Consider the following 21062-nt stretch of genomic DNA (forward strand, 5'->3'; position numbering starts at 1 on the left):
GACGAGGTGCGGGTGCTGTCACGCCGCACCCACGACTCCACCGACGAGATCCAGCAGATGATCGAGACCCTGCAGCAGACCACCCGTCGCGCCGTGGGTGGTATGGAGACCAGCCGTCAGCTGGCGGGTACCAGCGTTGAGGATGCGGAAGCGGCCAACCAGAGCCTTGCCCGGATCAACGAGGCGATCGGCTCCATCAGCGACATGGCGACCCAGATCGCGGCGGCTGCCGAAGAGCAGACCTCGGTGACCGGCGAGATCAGCCGCAATACCGAGAATATCCGCCACGTCTCGCAAGAGCTGGCCGAGCAGGCGGGCAGCGAGGCGGCGCAGGCGGCCGAACTCAAGTCGTTGACCGAGCGGCTTGAGCAGGAGATCGGCCGCTTCCGGCTCTGATCATCCCGCCACTCCAGCAACAGAAAGGGCAGCCCGCGGGCTGCCCTTTGTTATTTCACGACTGGCTTAAGGAGTCTGCTTGACCCAAATCAGCTGGTCGGTGGCAAAGCCCAGCGACTTCGCCTTGGCGACCAGCGCATCCACCTTCGCCTTGGGCGGGTTGGGTGAGCGGGAGAGGATCCAGAGGTAGTCGTGGTTGTAGCTGGTCACCAGCGAGAGCTGGTAATCGGGGTCGAGGTCGATGACGTTGTAGCCGCCGTAGAAGGGGCCGAAGAAACTCACCTTGAGCCGCGCCTCGTCCGGGTTGCCGACGAAGTAGGCCTTGCCCTCGGCTTCGCGCCAGCTGCCATCGCTCTGCTTGCCGCGGTTGAGCACCTTGACGCCGCCATCATCCCGCAGGCTGTAGGTGGCGCTCACCTGCTCCAGCCCCCGTTCGAAGCTGTGGTCGAGGCGGGCGATTTCGTACCAGGTGCCAAGATAACGATCGAGCTGGAAGCCGGTAACGGGGCGAATGCCGTCGGCAATCCCGGTACAGGCCGTCAGCAGTAAAGCGGTGAACAGGCAAAGCAGTGAACGCATAAGTAATCCCTCTCTTGTTATCCCTCTATGATGCGCAGCTGGCCATCCCGGAAGCGGGAGGCCTGATCCGTCGGCGTGCTGCCGAAGAAGCGCTTGTACTCCCGGCTGAACTGGGAGTTGCTCTCGTAACCGACTCTGGCCGCCGCGGTGCCCGCCTTGATGCCGTCGTGCAGCATCATCATCCGCGCCTTGTGCAGGCGAAACGACTTGATGTACTGCAGCGGCGAGGTGGCAGTGACCGCCTTGAAGTGGTGGTGAAAGGCGGAGACGCTCATGTTCACCTCCCGCGCCAGCTCCTCCATGGTGAGGTTGTCAGCATAACGGGACTCTATCATACGCAGCACCCGGGCGATCTGGCCCACATGGTTGTGGCGATTGGCGAGCGCCTGCAGCGCCGGGCCGCCCCCCTCGGTGAGGGCGTGGAACAGCATCTCGCGCACCGTCTGTGGTCCCAGCACCCTGGCGTGCAGCGGGTTGTCCATCAGCTCGATCAATCGCTCGGCGGCGCAAAACATGGTTTCCGACAGGGGGACCGAGTGGACGCCGCTCTTTTGTGGCGCGGGGGCGGGCAGGGCATCGCCCAGCTCCAGCAGCAGCTCTTGCAGGGTGACCAGATCGATCTCGATGGTAAAACCGATAAGCGGCTGCTCGGGGGAGGCGAAGCACTCGCACTCGCAGGGGAGCGGCAGGGTCATCAGCAGATAGTGGTTGGGGTCGTAGCGAAATACCTGATCCGCCAGATAACCCACCTTGTGTCCCTGCAGGATAACGATCATCCGCGGTTGGTAGAGCACCGGGGTGCGGCCATGCTGCTCGGTGGTATAGATGAGGTTGACCTGTTTCACCGGTGATGGGGTGATGCCGGGTGCAGTGACGTGGCGGGTCAATCTGGTTGCGAGGTCGCTGTAACGGTTTTGCATGGGGGCTCTTTGATTCGACAGTTCCGGTTTTCGCTGCTTTGTAGAAATAGGCAAGAATAAAGCAGGATGTTGTCTTGATGGTAGGGTGGTTCTGGAGAAAAATGCAATCACGATTTCGCGGCCAGGCCGCCCTGACTATCAGAAGAAGGCAATGTCGATGAACAACTTTACTCTCCATACCCCGACCAAAATCCTGTTCGGCCAAGGGCAGATCGCCCAGCTGCGCGAGCAGCTCCCGAGCGATGCCCGCGTCATGATCACCTACGGTGGCGGCAGCGTGGTACGCAGCGGCCTGCTGGAACAGATCCGCAACGAGCTGGCTGGCATGACCCTGTTTGAATTTGGCGGCATCGAACCGAACCCGGCCTACGAGACCCTGATGGGCGCCGTGGAGCTGGCCCGTGCCGAGCGGGTCGACTTCCTGCTCGCCGTTGGTGGTGGTTCCGTGCTCGATGGCACCAAGTTTATCGCTGCTGCCGCGCACTACGATCTGGCCAAGGATCCCTGGCACATTCTCGAGACCGTCGGCAGCGAAGTGCGCTCCGCCATCCCGCTCGGTTCCGTGCTGACCCTGCCGGCGACCGGTTCCGAAATGAACATGGGCGCCGTCATCACCCGTCGCAGCAGTGGCGACAAGGTGCACTTCTTCTCGCCGTTCGTGATGCCGCGCTTCGCCGTGCTGGATCCGGTGCTCACCTACACCCTGCCCGAGCGTCAGGTGGCGAACGGGGTAGTGGATGCTTTCGTCCACATCGTGGAGCAGTACCTCACCTATCCGGTCAATGCCAAGGTGCAGGATCGCTTCGCCGAAGGCTTGCTGCTGACCCTGATCGAAGAGGGCCCCAAGGCGCTGGCCGAGCCGCACAACTACGAGGTACGCGCCAACATCATGTGGAGCGCCACCATGGCATTGAATGGCCTGATCGGTGCCGGTGTGCCGCAGGACTGGGCCACCCATATGCTGGGTCACGAGCTGACTGCCCTGCACGGCCTCGACCACGCCCAGACTCTGGCGGTGGTGCTGCCTGCCCTGCTGCAGGCCAAGCGCAAACAGAAACATGCCAAGCTGCTGCAATACGCAGATCGGGTGTGGGGCTTGAACAGCGGCAGCGAAGCGGAGCGCATCGATGATGCCATCGCCGCGACCCGCGACTTCTTCGAGCAGATGGGGGTCAAGACCCGACTGCGCGACTACGGTCTGAAAGATCTGGGTATCGACACCCTGATCGGCAAGCTGGGGGAGCACGGTATGACTGCCATCGGCGAGCACGGCGACATCGATCTGGTGCAGAGCCAGCATATTTATGAAGCGGCCTGGTAAGGGCCGCCAATCGGTGCCAAACGGGCGAAACGATTGAATTGCTGGGGCCCTCTCCCGCCAGCTGGCGGCTGAGCGGCCCCGCTTTTGTTGGGAAAATGTTACTTTTCGGCGTTTCGCTGCGAGAAGTGAGACGAAAGCGGATTTCGTAAGAACAAAAAACGCTAAGATAGAGGGCCGGTAAAACATTTTTTTTGACTGGTTGGATCACTTTTTTCAGCCGTTTTTACTGGTATAAGCCTCTAATTTGGTTTGTTTTTTTTAATCGTAGCCAGGGATGGGCTGAATTCTGTACGAGTGCCGTCGGGACTGCGGTTGTAATAAAACTCCAAAATTTGATACTAATCACCTTCGCGCCTGAAAAGCGGGGGCCTGACCATGACAGGAGGTTGAGGTAAAGCCTACTGATTTTCATAACAAAGAGCCCTGGACCTGCACTTTGGTCATGTCTTGTTTCGTCAGAAGTGAGACACTGGGCAGCGATTGTTTATTAACCATCAGGGAATAGTCATGCAGATTGGAATACCGAGAGAGAGTCTCGTCGGTGAGACCCGGGTCGCAGCGACCCCGGCTACCGTCGAGCAGCTGAAAAAGCTCGGCTTCGAGGTCGCCATCGAGACCGGCGCAGGCCTGTCGGCCAGCTTCGATGATGCCGCCTTCGAGGCTGCCGGTGCCAGCGTGGTGCCGAATGTCTGGCAAGCCGACCTTATCTTCAAGGTCAATGCGCCGACCGATGCCGAGATCGCACAAATTAAAGATGGCGCCACTCTGGTGAGCTTCATCTGGCCTGCCCAGAACCCTGAGCTGGTCAAGAAGCTCTCCGAGCGCAACATCAATGTGATGGCGATGGATATGGTGCCGCGGATCTCCCGTGCCCAGTCCCTCGATGCCCTCTCCTCCATGGCCAACATCGGTGGCTATCGCGCCGTGGTTGAAGCTGCGCACCAGTTCGGTCGCTTCTTCACCGGTCAAATCACCGCAGCCGGTAAAGTGCCGCCTGCCAAGGTTCTGGTGATCGGTGCCGGCGTAGCCGGTCTGGCCGCCATCGGTACGGCCGGTTCCCTCGGTGCCATCGTGCGTGCGTTCGATACCCGTCTGGAAGTGGCCGAGCAGATCGAATCCATGGGTGGGGAATTCCTCAAGCTGGACTTCGGTGGCGAAGACGGTGCATCCAGCGATGGTTACGCCAAAGTCATGTCCGATGAGTTCATCAAGGCCGAGATGGAGCTGTTCGCCCAGCAGGCCAAAGAGGTGGATATCATCATCACCACCGCCCTGATCCCGGGTAAGCCGGCTCCCAAGCTGATCACCAAAGAGATGGTTGACAGCATGAAGCCGGGCTCCGTCATCGTGGACATGGCCGCTCAGGCTGGCGGTAACTGTGAATACACAGTGCCGGGTGAGCTGCATGTCACCGCCAACGGCGTCAAGGTGATTGGTTACACCGATCTGCCGGGTCGTCTGCCTGCCCAATCCTCCCAGCTCTACGGTACCAACCTGGTCAACCTGATGAAGCTGATGTGCAAGGAGAAGGACGGCAACGTTGCCATCGACTTCGAAGACGTGGTTCAGCGCAACATGACGGTGATCCAGGCCGGTGAAGTGACCTTCCCGCCGCCCGCCATCTCCGTCTCTGCTGCCCCTTCGAGCCCGGCAGCCGCCAAACCGGCCGCCAAGAAAGAAGAGGCCAAGCCCTCCAACAAGAAGTTCGTGTTCGGTGCCCTCGGCATCGCCGCCTTCGGCTGGATTGCGTCTGTTGCCCCGGCAGCCTTCCTCTCCCACTTCACCGTATTCATCCTGGCCTGTGTGGTCGGTTATTACGTGGTGTGGAACGTATCGCACGCCCTGCACACGCCGCTGATGTCGGTCACCAATGCCATCTCCGGCATTATCGTGGTCGGTGCCCTGCTGCAGATCGGGCAAGGGTCGACCCTGGTCACCGCGCTGGCGTTCGTCGCCGTGCTGATTGCCAGTATCAACATCTTCGGCGGTTTCACCGTCACTCAGCGCATGCTGAAGATGTTCCGTAAGGATTAAGGGGGTTTAACGTGTCTCAAGGACTGGTAACAGCATCCTATATCGTTGCCGCCGTGCTCTTCATCCTCAGTCTCGCGGGACTGTCGAAGCAAGAAACGGCCAAGCATGGCAACCTGTTCGGTATCGCGGGTATGGCTATCGCCCTGCTCGCGACCGTATTCAACCCGGAGACCAGTGGCGTTCACTGGATCATTCTGGCCATGGTGATTGGCGGTGCCATCGGCGTGCGTCTGGCACTCAAGGTCGAAATGACCGAGATGCCCGAGCTGGTGGCCGTGCTGCACAGCTTCGTGGGTATGGCGGCAGTGCTGGTGGGCTTCAACAGCTTCATCGATCTGCACCCCTCTGCACCTGCTGAGGTCGTCGTCTCCGTCGGTTCCAATCTGGATGCTACCCTGGCAGCCGCCCGTGCGGCGTTCGAGCAGGCCAACAGCGTTGCCCAGGTCGAGCACCTGACCGGTGCCATGCTGAACATCCACCTGGTCGAAATCTTCCTGGGCGTCTTCATCGGTGCCGTAACCTTCACCGGTTCCGTGGTTGCCTTCGGCAAACTGCGTGGTCTGATCTCCTCCAAGCCACTGATGCTGCCGCACCGCCACAAGCTGAACCTGCTGGCCGTGGTCGCTTCTCTGGCGCTGATGGTCTACTTCGTCAACGCGGGCGGCTCTACCTTCGCCCTGCTGGTGATGACCCTGATCGCCTTCGCCTTCGGCTGGCATCTGGTTGCCTCCATCGGTGGCGCAGACATGCCGGTCGTGGTCTCCATGCTGAACTCCTACTCCGGTTGGGCGGCAGCGGCAGCGGGCTTCATGCTCTCCAACGACCTGCTGATCGTCACCGGTGCCCTGGTGGGTTCCTCCGGTGCCATCCTCTCTTACATCATGTGCAAGGCGATGAACCGCTCCTTCATCTCCGTGATCGCCGGTGGCTTCGGCTCCGATGGCGTGGCCTCCACGGCTGATCAGGAGATGGGCGAATACCGCGAAACCAGCGCCGAGGAAGTGGCTGACCTGCTGAAGAACTCCAGCTCCGTCATCATCACCCCGGGCTACGGTATGGCGGTGGCGCAGGCCCAGTATCCGGTGGCTGAAATCACCCAGAAGCTGCGTGACCGCGGCGTCAAGGTGCGTTTCGGTATCCACCCGGTTGCCGGTCGTCTGCCTGGCCACATGAACGTGCTGCTGGCGGAAGCGAAAGTCCCGTATGACATCGTGCTGGAAATGGACGAGATCAACGACGACTTCGCCGATACCGATACCGTGCTGGTGATCGGTGCCAACGACACCGTCAACCCGGCCGCGATGGAAGATCCGGGCAGCCCGATCGCCGGTATGCCGGTGCTGGAAGTGTGGAAAGCGCAGAATGTCATCGGCTTCAAGCGTTCCATGAACACTGGCTACGCCGGTGTCCAGAACCCGCTGTTCTTCAAGGAAAATACCCAGATGCTGTTTGGCGATGCCAAGGCCAGCGTCGAGGCAATCCTGAAAGCACTGTAAGTGCCATTCAGAGAGTGGATATCAAGGAGGCTTCGGCCTCCTTTTTTATTGTTCATCCCTTGTATATCCTCAATCCATACGGACCATGAGGGATCTCCATGATGTGGTGTCAGGGTTGGCGAAGGATCGGGTTGTACGGCTGGCTGCTGGCCTCCCTGTTTGGTACTGGTTCGGCCGTGGCGACGAACGAGCCGCCGACTCTGACGCTGCTGACCGAGCTGTGGCCCCCTTATGTGATGCGTGGTGACAATGGCGAGCTGGCTGGCGCCGATCTCGATCTGGCCTGTACCGTGTTGCGCCAGATGGGTTATCGCACTGAAATCAGGGTGCTGCCCTGGAAGCGGGTTCTGCAGCAGGCCCGTCTCAGGCAGGGGGATGCGGTGCTCGATGTCTTCTTTGAACCTTCCCGCCAGCACTGGCTCCACTACCCCGAAGAGCCGCTCTCTTACAGCGGTGAAGTGCTCTTCTATCCATCGGCTCGTCCGGTGGATTTCAGGCAGCTCTCCGACCTCAAGGGGCTGCGGATAGGTATTCAGGAAGATTATGCCTACAGCCCCGATTTTCTGACCGATCCCGGGGTGATCCGGATGCCGATGACGGGGGAGGGGAATGCCATCAAACAGCTGCATCTGATGATGGCCGGTCGGCTGGACGGGGTGGTGCTCAACGAGCGGGTCGGTCGTTATCTGCTGCATACCCAGGGGTTGCAGGATCAGGTGAGCCACGGCTCGCGCCTGCTGACCGACGACAACCGCAATTTCCTCGCGTTTACCCACAAGCCCGGCTACGACCAGCTGGCTATCCGCTTCTCTTCTGCCCTCAAGGCATTCAAACAGACTCCCGCCTACAAGCAACTGCTGGCCCGCTATCACCTCTGAGTTGCCGCCCTGCTGTGCGCTGCTTCACAATTTGTCGCACTTTGTTAAAAGGTGGGCATAATGGCGAACAAAAAGGGGATGCCGCTCAACATTAGTTGATCTTGTTGATAGTAGAATCAACTGAGGTTTACTCAAAGTTACTCATATATGTCCACAGCAGCCACCACTGACCAGATCAATTCGTTAACGGATGAAGAACGTCATCTGATCGCCAGTTTCGAGCCCGCGGTTGAGGCGCTGGCCGCGCTGTTTGGCGCAGGGTGCGAGGTGGTGTTGCATGCGTTCGATACGCTGGATGCATCGGTTATCAAGATTGCCAACGGCCATGTCACCGGTCGTCGGGAGGGGGCGCCGGTCACCGACTTTGCCCTCAACCGCTTGCAGGGGGAGGCGGGCACTCAGTGGAGCAGCTACTTCAGCCGTACCCGCGACGGGACGCTGATGAAGTCCTCCTCCATCACCATCCGCAACCGGCAGGGCAAGCCCATCGGCATGCTCTGCGTGAACTTCAGTCTGGATACTTCCCTTGGCAGCCTGCTCGATACCTTTGCGTTGCCAACGGCACCAGCGCCACTCAACAACGAGACCTTTGCCAGCTCGGTGGATGATCTGGTGATTCAAGTGATTGAGAAGGTGGATCGGGACGATTCGCTCTCCTGCACGGTGCGCAACAAGGAGATAGTGACCCGGCTCTTCGACATGGGGATCTTCGAGATCAAAGAGGCGGCCCAGCTGGTTGCCCGGATGCTCGGCATCTCCCGTCATACTGTTTATCTGCATATCCGCAACCACAAGGCGGATCTGAACAAGCAATAACTGCCTGCGGGCACCCTGAACATGAGAAACACTGCGATGAAAGCACAATGGACCGACTTTATTACCCTGCTCAAGCGTGAAGTGGTGCCGGCCCTGGGCTGTACCGAGCCGATGTCGGTGGCGCTGGCAGCGGCCAACTGCCGCAAGCTGCTGGAGGAGACCCCGACCCGCATCAGCGTCTGGGTCAGTGGCAATCTGTTCAAGAACGGCATGGGGGTCGGAGTACCGGGCACCGGCATGATCGGTCTGCCGGTGGCCGCTGCGGTCGGCATCACCGGCGGTAATCCCGATGCCGGGCTGGAGGTGCTCAAGACCCTCACACCAGAACAGGTGGAAGCGGCCAAGGCGTTGCTGCCGGTCATCAAGGTGGATGTGAAGGATGTGCCGGACGTGCTCTATGCCGAGGTGCTGGCCGAAGTGGAGGGCCATAGCGCCCGGGTGGTGATCTGTACCGACCACACCCGCATCATCCTGATGGAGAAGGATGGCGAGGTGCTGATGGAGCAGAACAGCGCCCCCGGCGTGCAGATCCAGCCAGCCAAATCCGCCAAACCGGCCATGACCCTGCGGGATATTGTCGATTTTGCCCTGCAGGTGCCGCTGGCGGAGATCGACTTCATCCGCGAGGCGGCCACCATGAATCAGGCGCTGGCAGATGAAGGGTTGCAGGGTTACGGCCTGCAGATTGGCAAGATCCTCACCGAACAGGTGGAGCGCAAGCTGCTCTCCGATGACCTGATGACCCTGGCGATGCGTCTCTCTTCCGCCGCTTCCGATGCACGGATGGATGGCGCCATGCTGCCCGCCATGTCCAACTCTGGTTCCGGCAATCAGGGCATTGCCGCCACCATGCCTGTGGTCGCGGCCGCCCGCTTCCTCAAGGCGAGCGACGAGCAGCTGACCCGGGCGCTGGTGATGAGCCATCTGGTGGCCATCTACATCAAGACCTATCAGAACAAGTTGTCGGCCCTCTGCGCCGCCAGTACCGCCGCTATGGGGGCCGGTGCCGCCATCACCTGGCTGCTGGGCGGCCAGTATCAGCAGATCAGCCACTGCATCAACAACATGATTGGCGATGTCTCCGGCATCATCTGCGACGGCGCGGGCAGCGCCTGCTCCATGAAGGTCTCCACTTCCACCTCGGCGGCGGTTAAGTCTTCGCTGATGGCTATCAACAACCTGCATGTCCCCCAGAGCGAGGGGATCGTCTCCGACGATGTGGACCAGACCATCGCCAATCTGGGCCGCCTCTCGAAAGAGGGGATGCTGGATACCGACATCGAAATCATCAATATCATGCGAGCGAAACAGCAGAAGCAGTGAATCTGTGACAAGGGGGCGATAGACCCCCTTGTTCTTGTCACGACGGCGCAGACCGTCTGACACGGTTGCCAGGGCAAGCATGGCGCTTGCTCTTGTTTCTCGGGCCCAAGCCCGCTTTTTGGGGAGTCATACCATGACATTTAGCGTTATCGGCAATCTGGCCATCGCCGCCATCTTGCTGTTCTTTCTCTACCGGTTACAGGAAAAACATGTGAGCTTCACCCGCCGGGTATTTGCCGGTCTGGGGCTCGGTATTCTGTTCGGCGCCGCGTTGCAACTGCTTTACGGTGCAGGTTCGCCCGTCATTGTTCAGACCATCGACTATCTGGATATCGTGGGTAGCGGCTATGTGAAGCTACTGCAGATGATCATCATCCCGCTCATCATGGTCTCCATCATCAGCGCTATCTTGAAGCTCAATGGCGGCACTGCGCTGGGCAAGATCAGCGCCATGACCATAGGCGTGCTGATCTTCACCACCGCCATCGCCGCCGGGGCGGGCATCCTGATGTCCAACCTGTTTGGCCTGACCGCTGAAGGGCTCACCTCCGGGGCCGCCGAGAGCGCCCGTGGCGCTGCGCTGCAGACCACCCTCGGTAGCGTCGAGAGCATGTCGTTCGCCAAGATGATGCTGGAGTTCATTCCCGCCAACCCCTTCCTCGACATGACCGGGGCGCGCAAGACCTCCACCATCGCCGTGGTGATCTTCTCCATCTTCATTGGCCTCTCCGCCACCGGCATCGCCCGCAAGAAGCCGGAGATCTTCGCCAGCTTCAGCCACTTCGTGGCCGTGGCCCACGCCATCGTAATGCGAATGGTGACTCTGGTGCTGCGCCTGACCCCGTTTGGCGTACTGGCGCTGATGACCAAGGTGGTTTCCGGCTCCAACTATGCGGATATTCTCAACCTGCTCAGCTTTGTGATGGCCTCTTACGGTGCCATCGCCATCATGTTTGTCGTGCACCTGCTGCTGGTGAGCATGGTCGGCATCAACCCGCTGCGCTTCCTCAAGAAGATCACGCCGGTGCTGGCGTTTGCCTTCACCTCGCGCACCAGTGCGGGCTCCATCCCGATGAACGTGCAAACCCAGACCAAGTCGCTGGGTATTCCTGAGGGGATCGCCAACTTCGCCGCCTCCTTCGGTTCCACCATCGGCCAGAACGGCTGTGCCGGTATCTATCCGGCCATGCTGGCCGTGATGATTGCCCCGACCGTCGGGGTTAACCCGATGGATCCCGGTTTTATCATGACCCTGATCGCCATCATCACCGTCAGCTCCTTCGGGGTGGCCGGGATTGGCGGCGGCGCCACCTTTGCCGCGCTGATCGTGCTCTCCGCGCTGGACTTCCCGGTGGCGCTGGCCGGTCTGCTCATCTCCATCGAGCCGCTGATCGACATGGGCCGTACCGCGCTCAACGTCTCCGGTTCCATCACCGCAGGGACGGTCACCAGCCGCCTGATGGGCGAGACCGACATGCATGTGTTCAACAGCGATCACGAAGTGAGTCTGGACGGCGAAGAGTCCACCGTCTGATTTGCGTCGGTTGATCTGCCTGTGGAAAGGGGTGACCCTTTCCCGTCATAGACCGCAGGGAGGGCATGCCCTCCCTGCGCCATTGAGAGGAAAAACAATGAGAATTCTGATCATCGGTGGCGAAGCCGCCGGTATGAGTGCGGCGGCCAAGGCGCGCCGTCTGGCCAAAGATGCCGACATCGTGGTGTATGAGGCCTCCGAAGTGATCTCTTTCGGTGCCTGCGGCCTGCCTTACTTCGTCGGTGACGAATTTCAGGAGCCCGGCTACATGGCCGAGTTCACCCCCGAGCAGTTTGCCGCCAAGGGGATCGAGGTCAAGATTGGCTATCGGGTGCTGAGCGTCGATGCGGCTGCCCAGACTCTGGTGGTGGAGCACAACGGCGACACCTTCACCGACCGCTACGATCGGCTGATGATCGCCACCGGTGCCCGCGAAGTGATGCCCCCCATCCCCGGTTTGCAGCAGCAAGGGGTATTCGGTCTGCGCCGGATGGCCGACGGGCTGGCGCTCAAAGCTGCGGTGCAAGACAAGCATAATCGCCGCGCCGTGGTGATTGGTTCCGGCTTTATCGGGCTGGAAGTGGTCGAGGCGCTGGTCCATCAGGGCAAAGAGGTGTGTCTCATCGAGCTGGCGGATCGGGTCATCCCCGACGCATTTGATGGCGAGATCACCCAGCACATCGAAACCGAACTGCGCGAGCAGGGGGTCTCTCTCCATCTGGGTGAGCGAGTTGAAGCGCTGCTTGGGGATGGTCGGGTGACCGGCGTGCGCACCAGCCAGGGCGAGTACGAGGCCGATATCGTGGTGGTCTGCACCGGGGTCAAGCCCAACACCGAGTTTCTGGCCGACACCGGCATCGAACGACTCGGCAATGGTGCCATCAAGGTGGACCGTCAGGGGCGCAGCTCGCTGGCCAACGTCTGGTCGGCCGGCGACTGTGCCAGCGTCTGGCACAGCGTAAAGCAGCAGCAGGTCTATGTACCGCTCGCCACCATCGCCAACAAGCTGGGGCGCATGGTGGGTGAGAACCTGGCGGGTGCCGAGCAGGAGTTCCCGGGTACCCTCGGTTCTGCGGCGCTCAAGGTGCTGGGGCTGGAGGCGGGCCGTACCGGCCTCTCTGAGCAGGAAGCCAAGGCGATGGGCATCGATTACCGCACCGTGGTGATCAAGGACAAGTGCCACACCAACTACTGCCTGGGACAGTCCGATATCCACGTCAAGCTGGTCTATGAGGCGGGCAGCAAGCGGCTGCTGGGGGGCCAGATCCTCGGTCGCAAGGGGGCGGTCCACCGCATCGACGCGCTGGCGGTGGCCATCACCATGGGAGTGACCACCGAGCAGCTCGGCATGCTGGACTTTGCCTATGCGCCGCCCTTCTCCCGCACCTGGGATGCCCTGAACGTGGCGGGTAACGTCGCGAAGTAAGCGTTGCGATGACGGACGGCGTTGGGAAGGCGCCGTTACGTTACCCCAGCTCTGCAGAGCCCCTGCGGGTAATATCAGTGGCTAAATTGCAGCGATAAAAAAACCGATGCCTTGGCATCGGTTTTTTGTTACCGGTTTATCCGTATCACTCAGCCACGGCCGAGGCGGTTCTCCGGGTAGTTCTTGGCCAGCACTTCACGGGCGTGCTTGGCCAGCTGCGGCATCTTCAGGGCGTCGTAAGACTCGACCATGATCTCCAGTGCCTTCTCGGTTTCGGCTGTGTCGGGGTAGGTTTCGACAATCAGCTTGGCCCGGTTGGCGGCCGCGACCAGTGCATCACGCTTCACGTAATACTCGGCCACGCTCAGGTCATATCGGGCCAGACGATTCTTCAGGCCAATCATGCGGGCACGAGCATCGGCGGCATAGACGCTGTTGGGGTAGTTCTGCAGCAGTGTCTTGAAATCCTGGAATGCCTGACGGGCATAAGCCGGGTCTTTGTCGTCCCGATCGATACCGAACAGGCTCTGGAAGAAGTTGTAATCCGCCGCCATGTTGGTCAGGCCGCGCATATAGAAGACGTAATCAATATTTTTATGCGCCGGATTGAGGCGGATAAAACGGTCGATATTGGCGATCGCCTGAGCGGTATCATCTTGCTTGTAGTAGGCATAGATGAGGTCAAGCTGCACCTGGTTGGAGTAGGCGCCGAACGGGTAGCGAGAGTCCAAAGCCTCCAGCAATTCAGTGGCTTGCACGTAATTGCCAACGTCCAGTTTGAGGCGTGCTTTCTGGTACAGGGTCTCCGGCGGTTCGTCGGGTACCTTGGGTTTGGTGCTGGAACAGCCTGTGATCAAGGTAGCGACCAAGGCGAGCGACATCAGCAGGTGAGACTTCTTTCCCATCAACAACATCCGGTCCATTTCCACGAAATTGGCAAAGTATCCGTTATGCTTGGCTAAAAGAAAAGCTAGAATACCCGGATTATTTCGAATTGATACCCCCCGCTCAAGAGACCATACATGAGCCAGCATATTGAACTGACAGGCGAATTCCAGGATCACCAATTCGGGCAGCGACTCGACCAGGCCCTGGCCGAATTGTTTCCAGACTACTCCCGCACCCGCATCAAGGAGTGGATTTTACAGGACAGAGTGACCCTGGACGGTCAGGTTGCCAACACCCCGCGCGAGAAGATTCTGGCCGGGCAGCAGGTGCATGTGAATGTCGAGCTGGAAGATGATACTCGCTGGGATGCCCAGGATATCGAGCTCAACATAGTTTACGAAGATGAACACATTCTGGTGATCGACAAACCGGCCGGTCTGGTGGTTCACCCGGGCGCAGGTACGCCGGATGGCACCATCCTCAACGCCCTGCTGCACCGCTACCCCGGCATTGCCGAGGTACCTCGCGCCGGTATCGTGCACCGTCTGGATAAAGACACCACAGGTTTGATGGTGGTTGCCAAAACCGTACCCGCCCAGACCCATCTGGTGGAAGCGCTGCAGGCGCGCCAGATTACCCGTGAGTACGAAGCGATCGCCATCGGTCACATGACCGCAGGTGGTACGGTTGATGCGCCTATCGGCCGTCACCCGACCCAGCGTACCCACATGGCCGTGGTGCCCAATGGTCGTCCTTCCGTGACTCATTACCGGGTTCACGAGAAGTTCCGTGGCCATACCCGTCTGCGTCTGCGTCTGGAGACCGGCCGTACCCACCAGATCCGTGTCCACATGGCCCACATCAAGCACCCGCTGGTGGGCGATCCCGCTTACGGTGGCCGTCTGCGCCCGCTGCGCAACGCGACCCCCGAGCTGACCCAGGCACTGCGTAACTTCAACCGTCAGGCGCTGCATGCCACCATGCTGCAACTGGCTCACCCCATCACGGGGGAAGTGATGCAGTGGCACTCAGCTACACCGCAAGACATGGTGGAGCTGATGGAAGTGCTGCGCGCGGATACTCTCGCCAATCCGGATGATTTAGTCTGGAACTGATGCGATAGGGCCTGCTGCGTCGGTTTCTGGCGTCATCCGGCCCGAATAGATGCCAAACGGGGTTCCCTTGCAGGAGCCCCGTTTTTATATCGGTGAAATTGAAGGAGTCACAGATGAAATGGATCGAACCTGACTGGCCTGCTCCGGCCAATGTCAGAGCCCTGTCAACTACTCGGGATGGCGGGGTAAGCGAGGGGTTTTTCGCCGGGCTGAATCTGGGCGCCCATGTGGGTGACGAACCGGCGCGAGTCGAGTCTAACCGCGCCCGCTTGCAGCAGGCGGCCGCCATCCCGGGGCCCCTCAACTGGCTCAATCAGGTGCACGGCACCGTGGTTCATCAGGTCAGCAGCCATTATCAGCAAGCACCGGATGCCGATGCCGCCTGCGCCCATGAGGCGGATCAGGCCTGTATCGTGATGACCGCCGACTGTCTGCCGGTGCTGTTCTGCGATCGGGCAGGTACCGTGGTCGCAGCGTCCCACGCAGGCTGGCGTGGACTGAAAGAGGGCGTGCTGGAGGCGAGCATCGTCGCCATGGGCTGCGAGCCGGGCGAGCTCCTGGCCTGGATGGGCCCGGCCATTGGCCCTACCGCATTTGAAGTGGGGGGAGAGGTGCGCGAGGCCTTTATAGCTGAGCAGGCTGAAGCAGAAGCGGCGTTCGTCCCTTCGTCCAACGACGGCAAATGGCTGGCGGATATCTACCAGCTGGCGCGGCTGCGCCTCGCCCGTGCTGGCGTTACCGCCGTCTATGGTGGCGAATACTGCACCTTCAGCGATAGCGAGCAGTTCTACTCCTATCGTCGCGACGGCCAGACCGGCCGGATGGCCTCCCTCATCTGGTTGGCCCGCTAAGCAATCACCCGCCGAGTAATAGCCCGTCTCTCTCAAGAACAGATCCGTATGAGAGAGGCGGTGATCCTGTTCTTGTCCCGTCTTGCAGAAAAAATAACCAGCCACAGCCCTTGAAATAGCCCGTACGGGCCTCATCTTTCATCTCAGAAAGTTATGTTGTTTGCCGCGCAAGCGGCGTCTGCCTGTTTGAAGGGGGAGTGCAATGCGCCTCGATCGCCTTACCAGCAAATTCCAGATTGCTATTTCCGATGCCCAGTCTCTTGCGCTGGGTCGTGACCACCAATTTATCGAACCCGTTCACCTGATGACCGCGCTGGTCAATCAGGATGGCGGCTCCATCCGTCCGTTGCTCACCCTGACCGGGATGGATATCAACGCTCTGCGCTCCCGTCTTGGTGAGGAGCTGGATCGCCTGCCGCGCGTGAGCGGCGTAGAAGGGGACGTGCAGCTCTCCAACGGCCTCGGCCGCCTGCTCAACGTCTGCGACAAACTGGCCCAGCAGCGCAAGGATCAGTTCATCTCCTCCGAACTGTTCGTGCTGGCGGCCCTCGACGACAAGGGAACGCTGGGCGAGCTGTTGCGCGCTCAGGGGCTGACCAAGGAGAAACTCGAAGCGGCCATCGACAAGGTGCGTGGCGGCAAGAAGGTGGAGGATGCCAACGCCGAGGAGAACCGTCAGGCGCTGGAGAAGTACACCATCGATCTGACCGAGCGGGCCGAAATCGGCAAGCTCGACCCGGTGATCGGCCGTGATGACGAGATCCGCCGTACCATTCAGGTGCTGCAACGCCGCACCAAGAACAACCCCGTGTTGATCGGTGCCCCCGGTGTCGGCAAGACCGCCATCGTGGAGGGGCTGGCCCAGCGCATCATCAACGGCGAAGTGCCGGAAGGGCTCAAGAACAAGCGGGTGCTGTCGCTGGACATGGGGGCGCTGGTGGCCGGTGCCAAGTATCGCGGCGAGTTTGAAGAGCGGCTCAAGGCCGTACTGACCGATCTCGCTAAGGAGGAGGGCAACGTCATCCTCTTTATCGACGAGCTGCACACCATGGTCGGCGCCGGCAAGGGCGAGGGGGCCATGGATGCGGGCAACATGCTCAAGCCTGCGCTGGCCCGTGGCGACCTGCACTGCGTCGGCGCCACCACCCTGGATGAGTACCGTCAGTACATCGAAAAAGATGCCGCGCTGGAGCGCCGTTTCCAGAAGGTGCTGGTGGAAGAGCCGAGCGTGGAGGACACCATCGCCATTCTGCGCGGCCTGAAAGAGCGTTACGAGCTGCACCACCATGTGCAGATCACCGACCCCGCTATCGTGGCGGCGGCCCAGTTGTCGCACCGCTACATCGCGGATCGCCAGCTGCCGGACAAGGCCATCGACCTTATCGACGAGGCGGCGGCCAGCATCCGGCTGCAGATCGACTCCAAGCCCGAGGCGCTCGATCGCCTCGAGCGGCGCATCATCCAGCTCAAGCTGGAGCAGCAGGCACTGATGAAAGAGGACGACGACGCCAGCCGCAAGCGTCTGGAGCTGATCAATCAGGAGATTGGCGAGAAGGATCGGGAATACAACGAGCTGGACGAGGTGTGGAAGGCCGAGAAGGCCGCCCTTGCCGGCACCCAGCATATCAAGGCTGCGCTGGAGCAGGCCCGTCAGGATCTCGACGTGGCGCGCCGCGCAGGCGACCTGGGCCGGATGTCCGAGCTGCAATATGGCCGCATTCCGGAGCTGGAGAAACAGCTGGATCTCGCCACTCAGGCCGAGATGCAGGAGACCAGTCTGCTGCGCAACCGTGTCACCGATGTGGAGATCGCAGACGTCCTGGCCCGCTGGACCGGTATTCCGGTCGCCCGCATGCTGGAAGGGGAGCGCGACAAGCTGCTGCGGATGGAAGAGCAGCTGCACAGCCGGGTGATTGGTCAGGAGGAGGCGGTTGATGCGGTCTCCAACGCCATTCGCCGCTCCCGTGCCGGTCTCTCCGATCCGAATCGCCCCATCGGCTCCTTCCTGTTCCTGGGGCCCACCGGGGTGGGCAAGACCGAGCTATGCAAGGCGCTGGCGGAGTTCCTGTTCGATACCCAGGATGCCATGGTGCGGATCGATATGTCCGAGTTCATGGAGAAACACAGCGTGGCCCGTCTGGTGGGGGCGCCTCCCGGATACGTGGGTTATGAAGAGGGTGGTTATCTGACCGAGGCGGTGCGCCGTCGTCCCTACTCGGTGATCCTGCTGGACGAGGTGGAGAAGGCGCATCCGGATGTGTTCAACATCCTGTTGCAGGTGCTTGATGATGGCCGCCTGACCGATGGTCAGGGTCGGACCGTCGATTTCCGCAACTCGGTGGTGATCATGACCTCCAACCTCGGTTCGGATCTGATTCAGGAGCACCACTCCGAGAAGGATTACGACGAGATGAAGGCTATGCTGATGGATGTGCTGACCCGCAGTTTCCGGCCGGAGTTTATCAACCGGATCGACGAGACGGTGGTGTTCCATCCGCTTGGCGAGGAACACATCAAGTCCATCGCCCGCATCCAGCTCAAGAGCCTGATGGGCCGTCTCGAGGCTCAGGGTTACGAGGTGGAGGTGAGCGAAGCGCTGCTCGAGAAGCTGGTGCATGCCGGGTTCGACCCCGTCTACGGGGCGCGGCCTCTCAAGCGGGCGATCCAGCAGAAGGTGGAGAACCCGCTGGCACAGGCCCTGCTCTCCGGCCGCATCGTGCCGGGCAAAAAACTGGTGCTGGGGGCCGACAGCAACGGCCTCACCATGACCCAGTAACTAGTCTCGCATCTATGTTTGCAACGCCAGCCCTCGGGCTGGCGTTGTCGTATCTGGTGGCGGGGATTCGGGCGCAAAAAAACGGCAATCCGAAGATTGCCGGGAGGAATGTAGTGACGCGACCTGACGTGGGTTGAGCGGGTCGCAGGGGCAAGCCCCCGATTTCGAAACAAAACCGCTAACGGCCTTGCGTCTTACAGCCTGCCGGGGATGCGCTCGCTCAACCCCGACGGCCACCTGCCTGTTGCCATGCTGGCTGCGATGGCGCCGGCATGGCCTTCATTCGTTACAGCATGCCTTGCACGGCAGCTTTCATCTCGGCTGGCCAGACACCAACCTGCACCTGACCAATATGCTCTTTTTGCAGCAGCAGCATGGCCAGACGAGATTGGCCGATGCCGCCGCCGATGGTCTGCGGCATCCGTGCGGCCAGCAGGTCCTGATGCCAGTCGTACTGCAGGCGATCCTCGTCGCCGGTGATGGCCAGCTGGCGGCGCAGCGCCTCGGCATCGACCCGGATCCCCATGGAGGAGATCTCGAAGCTGTCTTGCAGCACCGGGTTCCACACCAGAATGTCACCGTTCAGACCCGCCAGACCCAGCTCGCTGTGGCTGCTCCAGTCGTCGTAGTCCGGGGCGCGCACATCGTGACGCTCACCGTGGGAGAGGGCACCGCCGATGCCGATCAGGAACACGGCCCCCAGCTCTTTGGCGATGGCACGCTCGCGCCCCTTGGCATCGAGGTCCGGGTAACGGGCCAGCAGCTCTTCGCTGTGCAGGAACTGGATCTCGGCCGGCAGGAAGGGGGTCAGCTCATGCTCGGCACAGACCGCGCGCTCGGTGGTCTTGATGGCGCCCCAGATGCCGCGCACGGTTTCTTGCAGATAGGCCAGATCGCGGCGCTCGCTCGGCATCACCTTCTCCCAATCCCACTGATCCACATAGACCGAGTGGATGGGGGTGAGCTTGTCTTTATCCGGACGCAGCGCCTTCATGTGGGTGTAGATCCCTTCGCCCGGGCCGAAGCCGAAGCGACCCAGGGTCTGGCGCTTCCATTTGGCCAGTGAATGGACCACTTCGTAGCTGTGCTCCGGCAGGGTCTTCACTTTGACCTGCACTGCATTCTCGTGGCCAGAGAGGTTGTCCTGAGTACCATCACCGACCCGGCTCAGAATGGGGGCTTGCACCTCCATCAGACCAAGTTGTTGGGCGAGTTGGCGGGAGAACATCTCTTTGACGAAGCTGATCTGCTGTTGGCTGCGAATGTAGTGCTGTTTCATGCTGAATTCCTGTTTCAAACCCCGTTGGATGTGGTGATTCTTCAACGGAATGCCAACTAAATTCAATATTCGATAATAGAAATAGGCTCTGTGTGTTTTTTTCTTCAAAATAAGCCGTCATTTAATGAGGTATCGTCAACGGGAGTGCAAAAAAATGCCGGAAAATTACCGGATCGATAATCTCGATCAGGCCATCCTCACTGCTCTGATGGAGAATGCGCGGATCCCTTACGCCGAACTAGCGAAACAACTGGCGGTCAGCCCGGGCACCATCCATGTGCGGGTGGAGAAGATGAAACAGGCGGGGATCATCGAGGGGACACGGGTACAGGTTAACCCCAAGAAGCTGGGTTACGACGTCTGCTGCTTTATCGGGATCAATCTGAAGAGTGCCAAGGATTACCCCTCGGCACTGGCCAAGCTGCAGGCGCTGGACGAAGTGGTGGAGGCCTACTACACCACGGGCCACTACAGCATCTTCATGAAGGTGATGACCCGCTCCATCGACGAGCTGCAGATAGTGCTGATCAACAAGATCCAGACCATCGACGAGATCCAGTCCACTGAAACCCTGATTTCGCTGCAAAACCCGATCCTGCGGGATGTGAAACCCTGACCCCTTGATCAGGGTTCGATATAGGGGATGGCGTACTTGTCGTAGAGGGCCTTGAGGCTGCCGTTTCGCTTCATGCGCAGCAGTTCGGCATCGTAGGCCGCCATCAGGGCGGGGGTCTGTGCATCCGCTCGTGCGCGGGCCCAGGTGTTGAAGTAGGGACTGCTCTTGAGCGGTTTGGGCAGGTAATCGATCTTTCCCGTCAGCCTCTCTTCCCTGATCTGGGTGAAGGCGGTGACCAGCGGCATGGGCACGATATCGATCCGTCCGGCCAGCAGTTTGCGCAGTTGCAGCTGGTTCATGGTGATCTTCTGGAACTGATAGGCCGGGTCGGTCATGGCCGCTGCCAGTTCAGGGGTGTAGGAGAAATCCTTGGTCACGCCGATGCGCCAGGGTTTGAGGTCGGCCAGCGTTTCGTAGCGGATCTTCATCAGGTCCGCCTTGCGCACGAAGAAGTGCCAGCTGTGGCGAAGATGGGCCTGTTGGGGATAGATGAGATAACTCTCCCGCTCTGCCTTGTAGGAGTGGGTCATCACCAGGTCGCAGGCGCCGGTTTCGGCATTGCGGGTGAGGCGGGCGGCAGAATCAGCCAGCTCGATCCGAAAGGGCGTCTCCAGCTTGTCGAAGATGGCGGTGACTATGTCTATATCGAGTCCGCGGGGTTTCTGATCGGCATCGAGATACTTGAGCGGGGGCTCCATGGTGCCGCAGATCACCAGCTCTTTGGCGGGCAATCCGAGTGGAAACAGCAACCAAAACAGGGGGATCACACGCAAACTACGTCTCCTGAGCCCGTTTGAAGATATTCCAAGACCTG

The 21062-nt window shown here is 60.4% G+C and carries 18 protein-coding genes; 13 read left to right on the plus strand and 5 right to left on the minus strand.

The window, feature by feature from the left end; genetic code table 11:
- Positions 1–396 (plus strand): methyl-accepting chemotaxis protein (locus AACS18_RS16700; protein WP_258228751.1); only part of this gene is annotated, 396 nt, incomplete at its 5' end.
- Positions 397–462: 66 nt separating this feature from the next.
- On the opposite strand, the gene AACS18_RS16705 is transcribed toward AACS18_RS16700, so the two are convergent.
- A complete protein-coding gene (locus tag AACS18_RS16705) occupies positions 463–975 on the minus strand; it encodes a lipocalin family protein (RefSeq protein WP_005356301.1) in 513 nt (170 codons plus the stop codon).
- A gap of 17 nt (positions 976–992) precedes the next feature.
- Entirely contained in the window at positions 993–1895 is a 903-nt protein-coding gene (locus tag AACS18_RS16710) for an AraC family transcriptional regulator (RefSeq protein ID WP_108612770.1), read from the minus strand.
- Positions 1896–2052: 157 nt separating this feature from the next.
- On the opposite strand from AACS18_RS16710, the gene yqhD reads away from it, so the two are divergent.
- From yqhD to AACS18_RS16750, 8 genes are all read left to right on the plus strand, one after another.
- Positions 2053–3216, plus strand: coding sequence for an alcohol dehydrogenase (gene yqhD / locus AACS18_RS16715; RefSeq protein WP_108612771.1), 1164 nt, complete (start codon positions 2053–2055; stop codon positions 3214–3216).
- Positions 3217–3723: 507 nt separating this feature from the next.
- Complete coding sequence (pntA, locus tag AACS18_RS16720; protein WP_108612772.1) at positions 3724–5250, plus strand: Re/Si-specific NAD(P)(+) transhydrogenase subunit alpha; 1527 nt, start codon at positions 3724–3726, stop codon at positions 5248–5250.
- 11 nt (positions 5251–5261) lie between these two features.
- Entirely contained in the window at positions 5262–6746 is a 1485-nt protein-coding gene (gene pntB, locus AACS18_RS16725; RefSeq protein WP_005339759.1) for a Re/Si-specific NAD(P)(+) transhydrogenase subunit beta, read from the plus strand.
- A 98-nt stretch (positions 6747–6844) separates the two neighbouring features.
- Positions 6845–7624 carry a substrate-binding periplasmic protein gene (locus AACS18_RS16730; RefSeq protein ID WP_108612773.1) on the plus strand — a complete coding sequence of 260 codons (780 nt, stop codon included), beginning with the start codon at positions 6845–6847 and terminating at the stop codon, positions 7622–7624.
- A gap of 147 nt (positions 7625–7771) precedes the next feature.
- Entirely contained in the window at positions 7772–8440 is a 669-nt protein-coding gene (locus tag AACS18_RS16735; protein WP_108612774.1) for a helix-turn-helix transcriptional regulator, read from the plus strand.
- Between the two features lie 21 nt (positions 8441–8461).
- A complete protein-coding gene (locus AACS18_RS16740; RefSeq protein WP_181363309.1) occupies positions 8462–9763 on the plus strand; it encodes an L-cysteine desulfidase family protein in 1302 nt (433 codons plus the stop codon).
- A 133-nt stretch (positions 9764–9896) separates the two neighbouring features.
- On the plus strand, positions 9897–11297 hold the full coding sequence (locus AACS18_RS16745) for an L-cystine transporter (RefSeq protein WP_005341918.1): 1401 nt from the start codon (positions 9897–9899) through the stop codon (positions 11295–11297).
- A 97-nt stretch (positions 11298–11394) separates the two neighbouring features.
- Entirely contained in the window at positions 11395–12723 is a 1329-nt protein-coding gene (locus AACS18_RS16750) for a CoA-disulfide reductase (RefSeq protein WP_108612776.1), read from the plus strand.
- A gap of 149 nt (positions 12724–12872) precedes the next feature.
- On the opposite strand, the gene AACS18_RS16755 is transcribed toward AACS18_RS16750, so the two are convergent.
- A complete protein-coding gene (locus AACS18_RS16755; protein ID WP_019446583.1) occupies positions 12873–13628 on the minus strand; it encodes an outer membrane protein assembly factor BamD in 756 nt (251 codons plus the stop codon).
- Positions 13629–13745: 117 nt separating this feature from the next.
- Here AACS18_RS16755 and rluD point away from each other — a divergent pair, with 117 nt between their 5' ends.
- The 3 genes from rluD to clpB all read left to right on the plus strand — a co-directional run bounded on the left by rluD (position 13746) and on the right by clpB (position 18353).
- Positions 13746–14726, plus strand: coding sequence for a 23S rRNA pseudouridine(1911/1915/1917) synthase RluD (gene rluD / locus AACS18_RS16760; protein WP_005339771.1), 981 nt, complete (start codon positions 13746–13748; stop codon positions 14724–14726).
- Between the two features lie 113 nt (positions 14727–14839).
- Positions 14840–15577 carry a peptidoglycan editing factor PgeF gene (gene pgeF / locus AACS18_RS16765; RefSeq protein WP_108612777.1) on the plus strand — a complete coding sequence of 246 codons (738 nt, stop codon included), beginning with the start codon at positions 14840–14842 and terminating at the stop codon, positions 15575–15577.
- Positions 15578–15779: 202 nt separating this feature from the next.
- A complete protein-coding gene (gene clpB / locus AACS18_RS16770; RefSeq protein ID WP_108612778.1) occupies positions 15780–18353 on the plus strand; it encodes an ATP-dependent chaperone ClpB in 2574 nt (857 codons plus the stop codon).
- Between the two features lie 286 nt (positions 18354–18639).
- Here the strand turns inward: clpB and asnA are convergent, their stop codons facing one another.
- On the minus strand, positions 18640–19632 hold the full coding sequence (gene asnA, locus AACS18_RS16775) for an aspartate--ammonia ligase (RefSeq protein ID WP_108612779.1): 993 nt from the start codon (positions 19630–19632) through the stop codon (positions 18640–18642).
- 154 nt (positions 19633–19786) lie between these two features.
- Between asnA and asnC the strand changes: the two genes are divergently transcribed.
- Complete coding sequence (asnC, locus tag AACS18_RS16780) at positions 19787–20248, plus strand: transcriptional regulator AsnC (protein ID WP_005339783.1); 462 nt, start codon at positions 19787–19789, stop codon at positions 20246–20248.
- Positions 20249–20256: 8 nt separating this feature from the next.
- Here the strand turns inward: asnC and AACS18_RS16785 are convergent, their stop codons facing one another.
- Positions 20257–21021 (minus strand): substrate-binding periplasmic protein, encoded by a 765-nt coding sequence (locus AACS18_RS16785; protein ID WP_108612780.1) that lies wholly within the window; start codon positions 21019–21021, stop codon positions 20257–20259.
- Positions 21022–21062: the final 41 nt, after the last annotated feature.

Origin of the sequence: Aeromonas sp. HMWF015, from assembly GCF_963878965.1 — a bacterium.
In the GTDB taxonomy this organism is placed as follows: Bacteria; Pseudomonadota; Gammaproteobacteria; order Enterobacterales; family Aeromonadaceae; genus Aeromonas; species Aeromonas veronii.

Coding starts and splice junctions, on each gene's coding strand:
- AACS18_RS16705 (WP_005356301.1), bottom strand. CDS start 975: ATGCGTTCACTGCTTTGCCTGTTCACCGCTTTACTGCTGACGGCCTGT.
- AACS18_RS16710 (WP_108612770.1), bottom strand. CDS start 1,895: ATGCAAAACCGTTACAGCGACCTCGCAACCAGATTGACCCGCCACGTC.
- yqhD (WP_108612771.1), top strand. CDS start 2,053: ATGAACAACTTTACTCTCCATACCCCGACCAAAATCCTGTTCGGCCAA.
- pntA (WP_108612772.1), top strand. CDS start 3,724: ATGCAGATTGGAATACCGAGAGAGAGTCTCGTCGGTGAGACCCGGGTC.
- AACS18_RS16730 (WP_108612773.1), top strand. CDS start 6,845: ATGATGTGGTGTCAGGGTTGGCGAAGGATCGGGTTGTACGGCTGGCTG.
- AACS18_RS16735 (WP_108612774.1), top strand. CDS start 7,772: ATGTCCACAGCAGCCACCACTGACCAGATCAATTCGTTAACGGATGAA.
- AACS18_RS16740 (WP_181363309.1), top strand. CDS start 8,462: ATGAGAAACACTGCGATGAAAGCACAATGGACCGACTTTATTACCCTG.
- AACS18_RS16745 (WP_005341918.1), top strand. CDS start 9,897: ATGACATTTAGCGTTATCGGCAATCTGGCCATCGCCGCCATCTTGCTG.
- AACS18_RS16750 (WP_108612776.1), top strand. CDS start 11,395: ATGAGAATTCTGATCATCGGTGGCGAAGCCGCCGGTATGAGTGCGGCG.
- AACS18_RS16755 (WP_019446583.1), bottom strand. CDS start 13,628: ATGGGAAAGAAGTCTCACCTGCTGATGTCGCTCGCCTTGGTCGCTACC.
- rluD (WP_005339771.1), top strand. CDS start 13,746: ATGAGCCAGCATATTGAACTGACAGGCGAATTCCAGGATCACCAATTC.
- pgeF (WP_108612777.1), top strand. CDS start 14,840: ATGAAATGGATCGAACCTGACTGGCCTGCTCCGGCCAATGTCAGAGCC.
- clpB (WP_108612778.1), top strand. CDS start 15,780: ATGCGCCTCGATCGCCTTACCAGCAAATTCCAGATTGCTATTTCCGAT.
- asnA (WP_108612779.1), bottom strand. CDS start 19,632: ATGAAACAGCACTACATTCGCAGCCAACAGCAGATCAGCTTCGTCAAA.
- asnC (WP_005339783.1), top strand. CDS start 19,787: ATGCCGGAAAATTACCGGATCGATAATCTCGATCAGGCCATCCTCACT.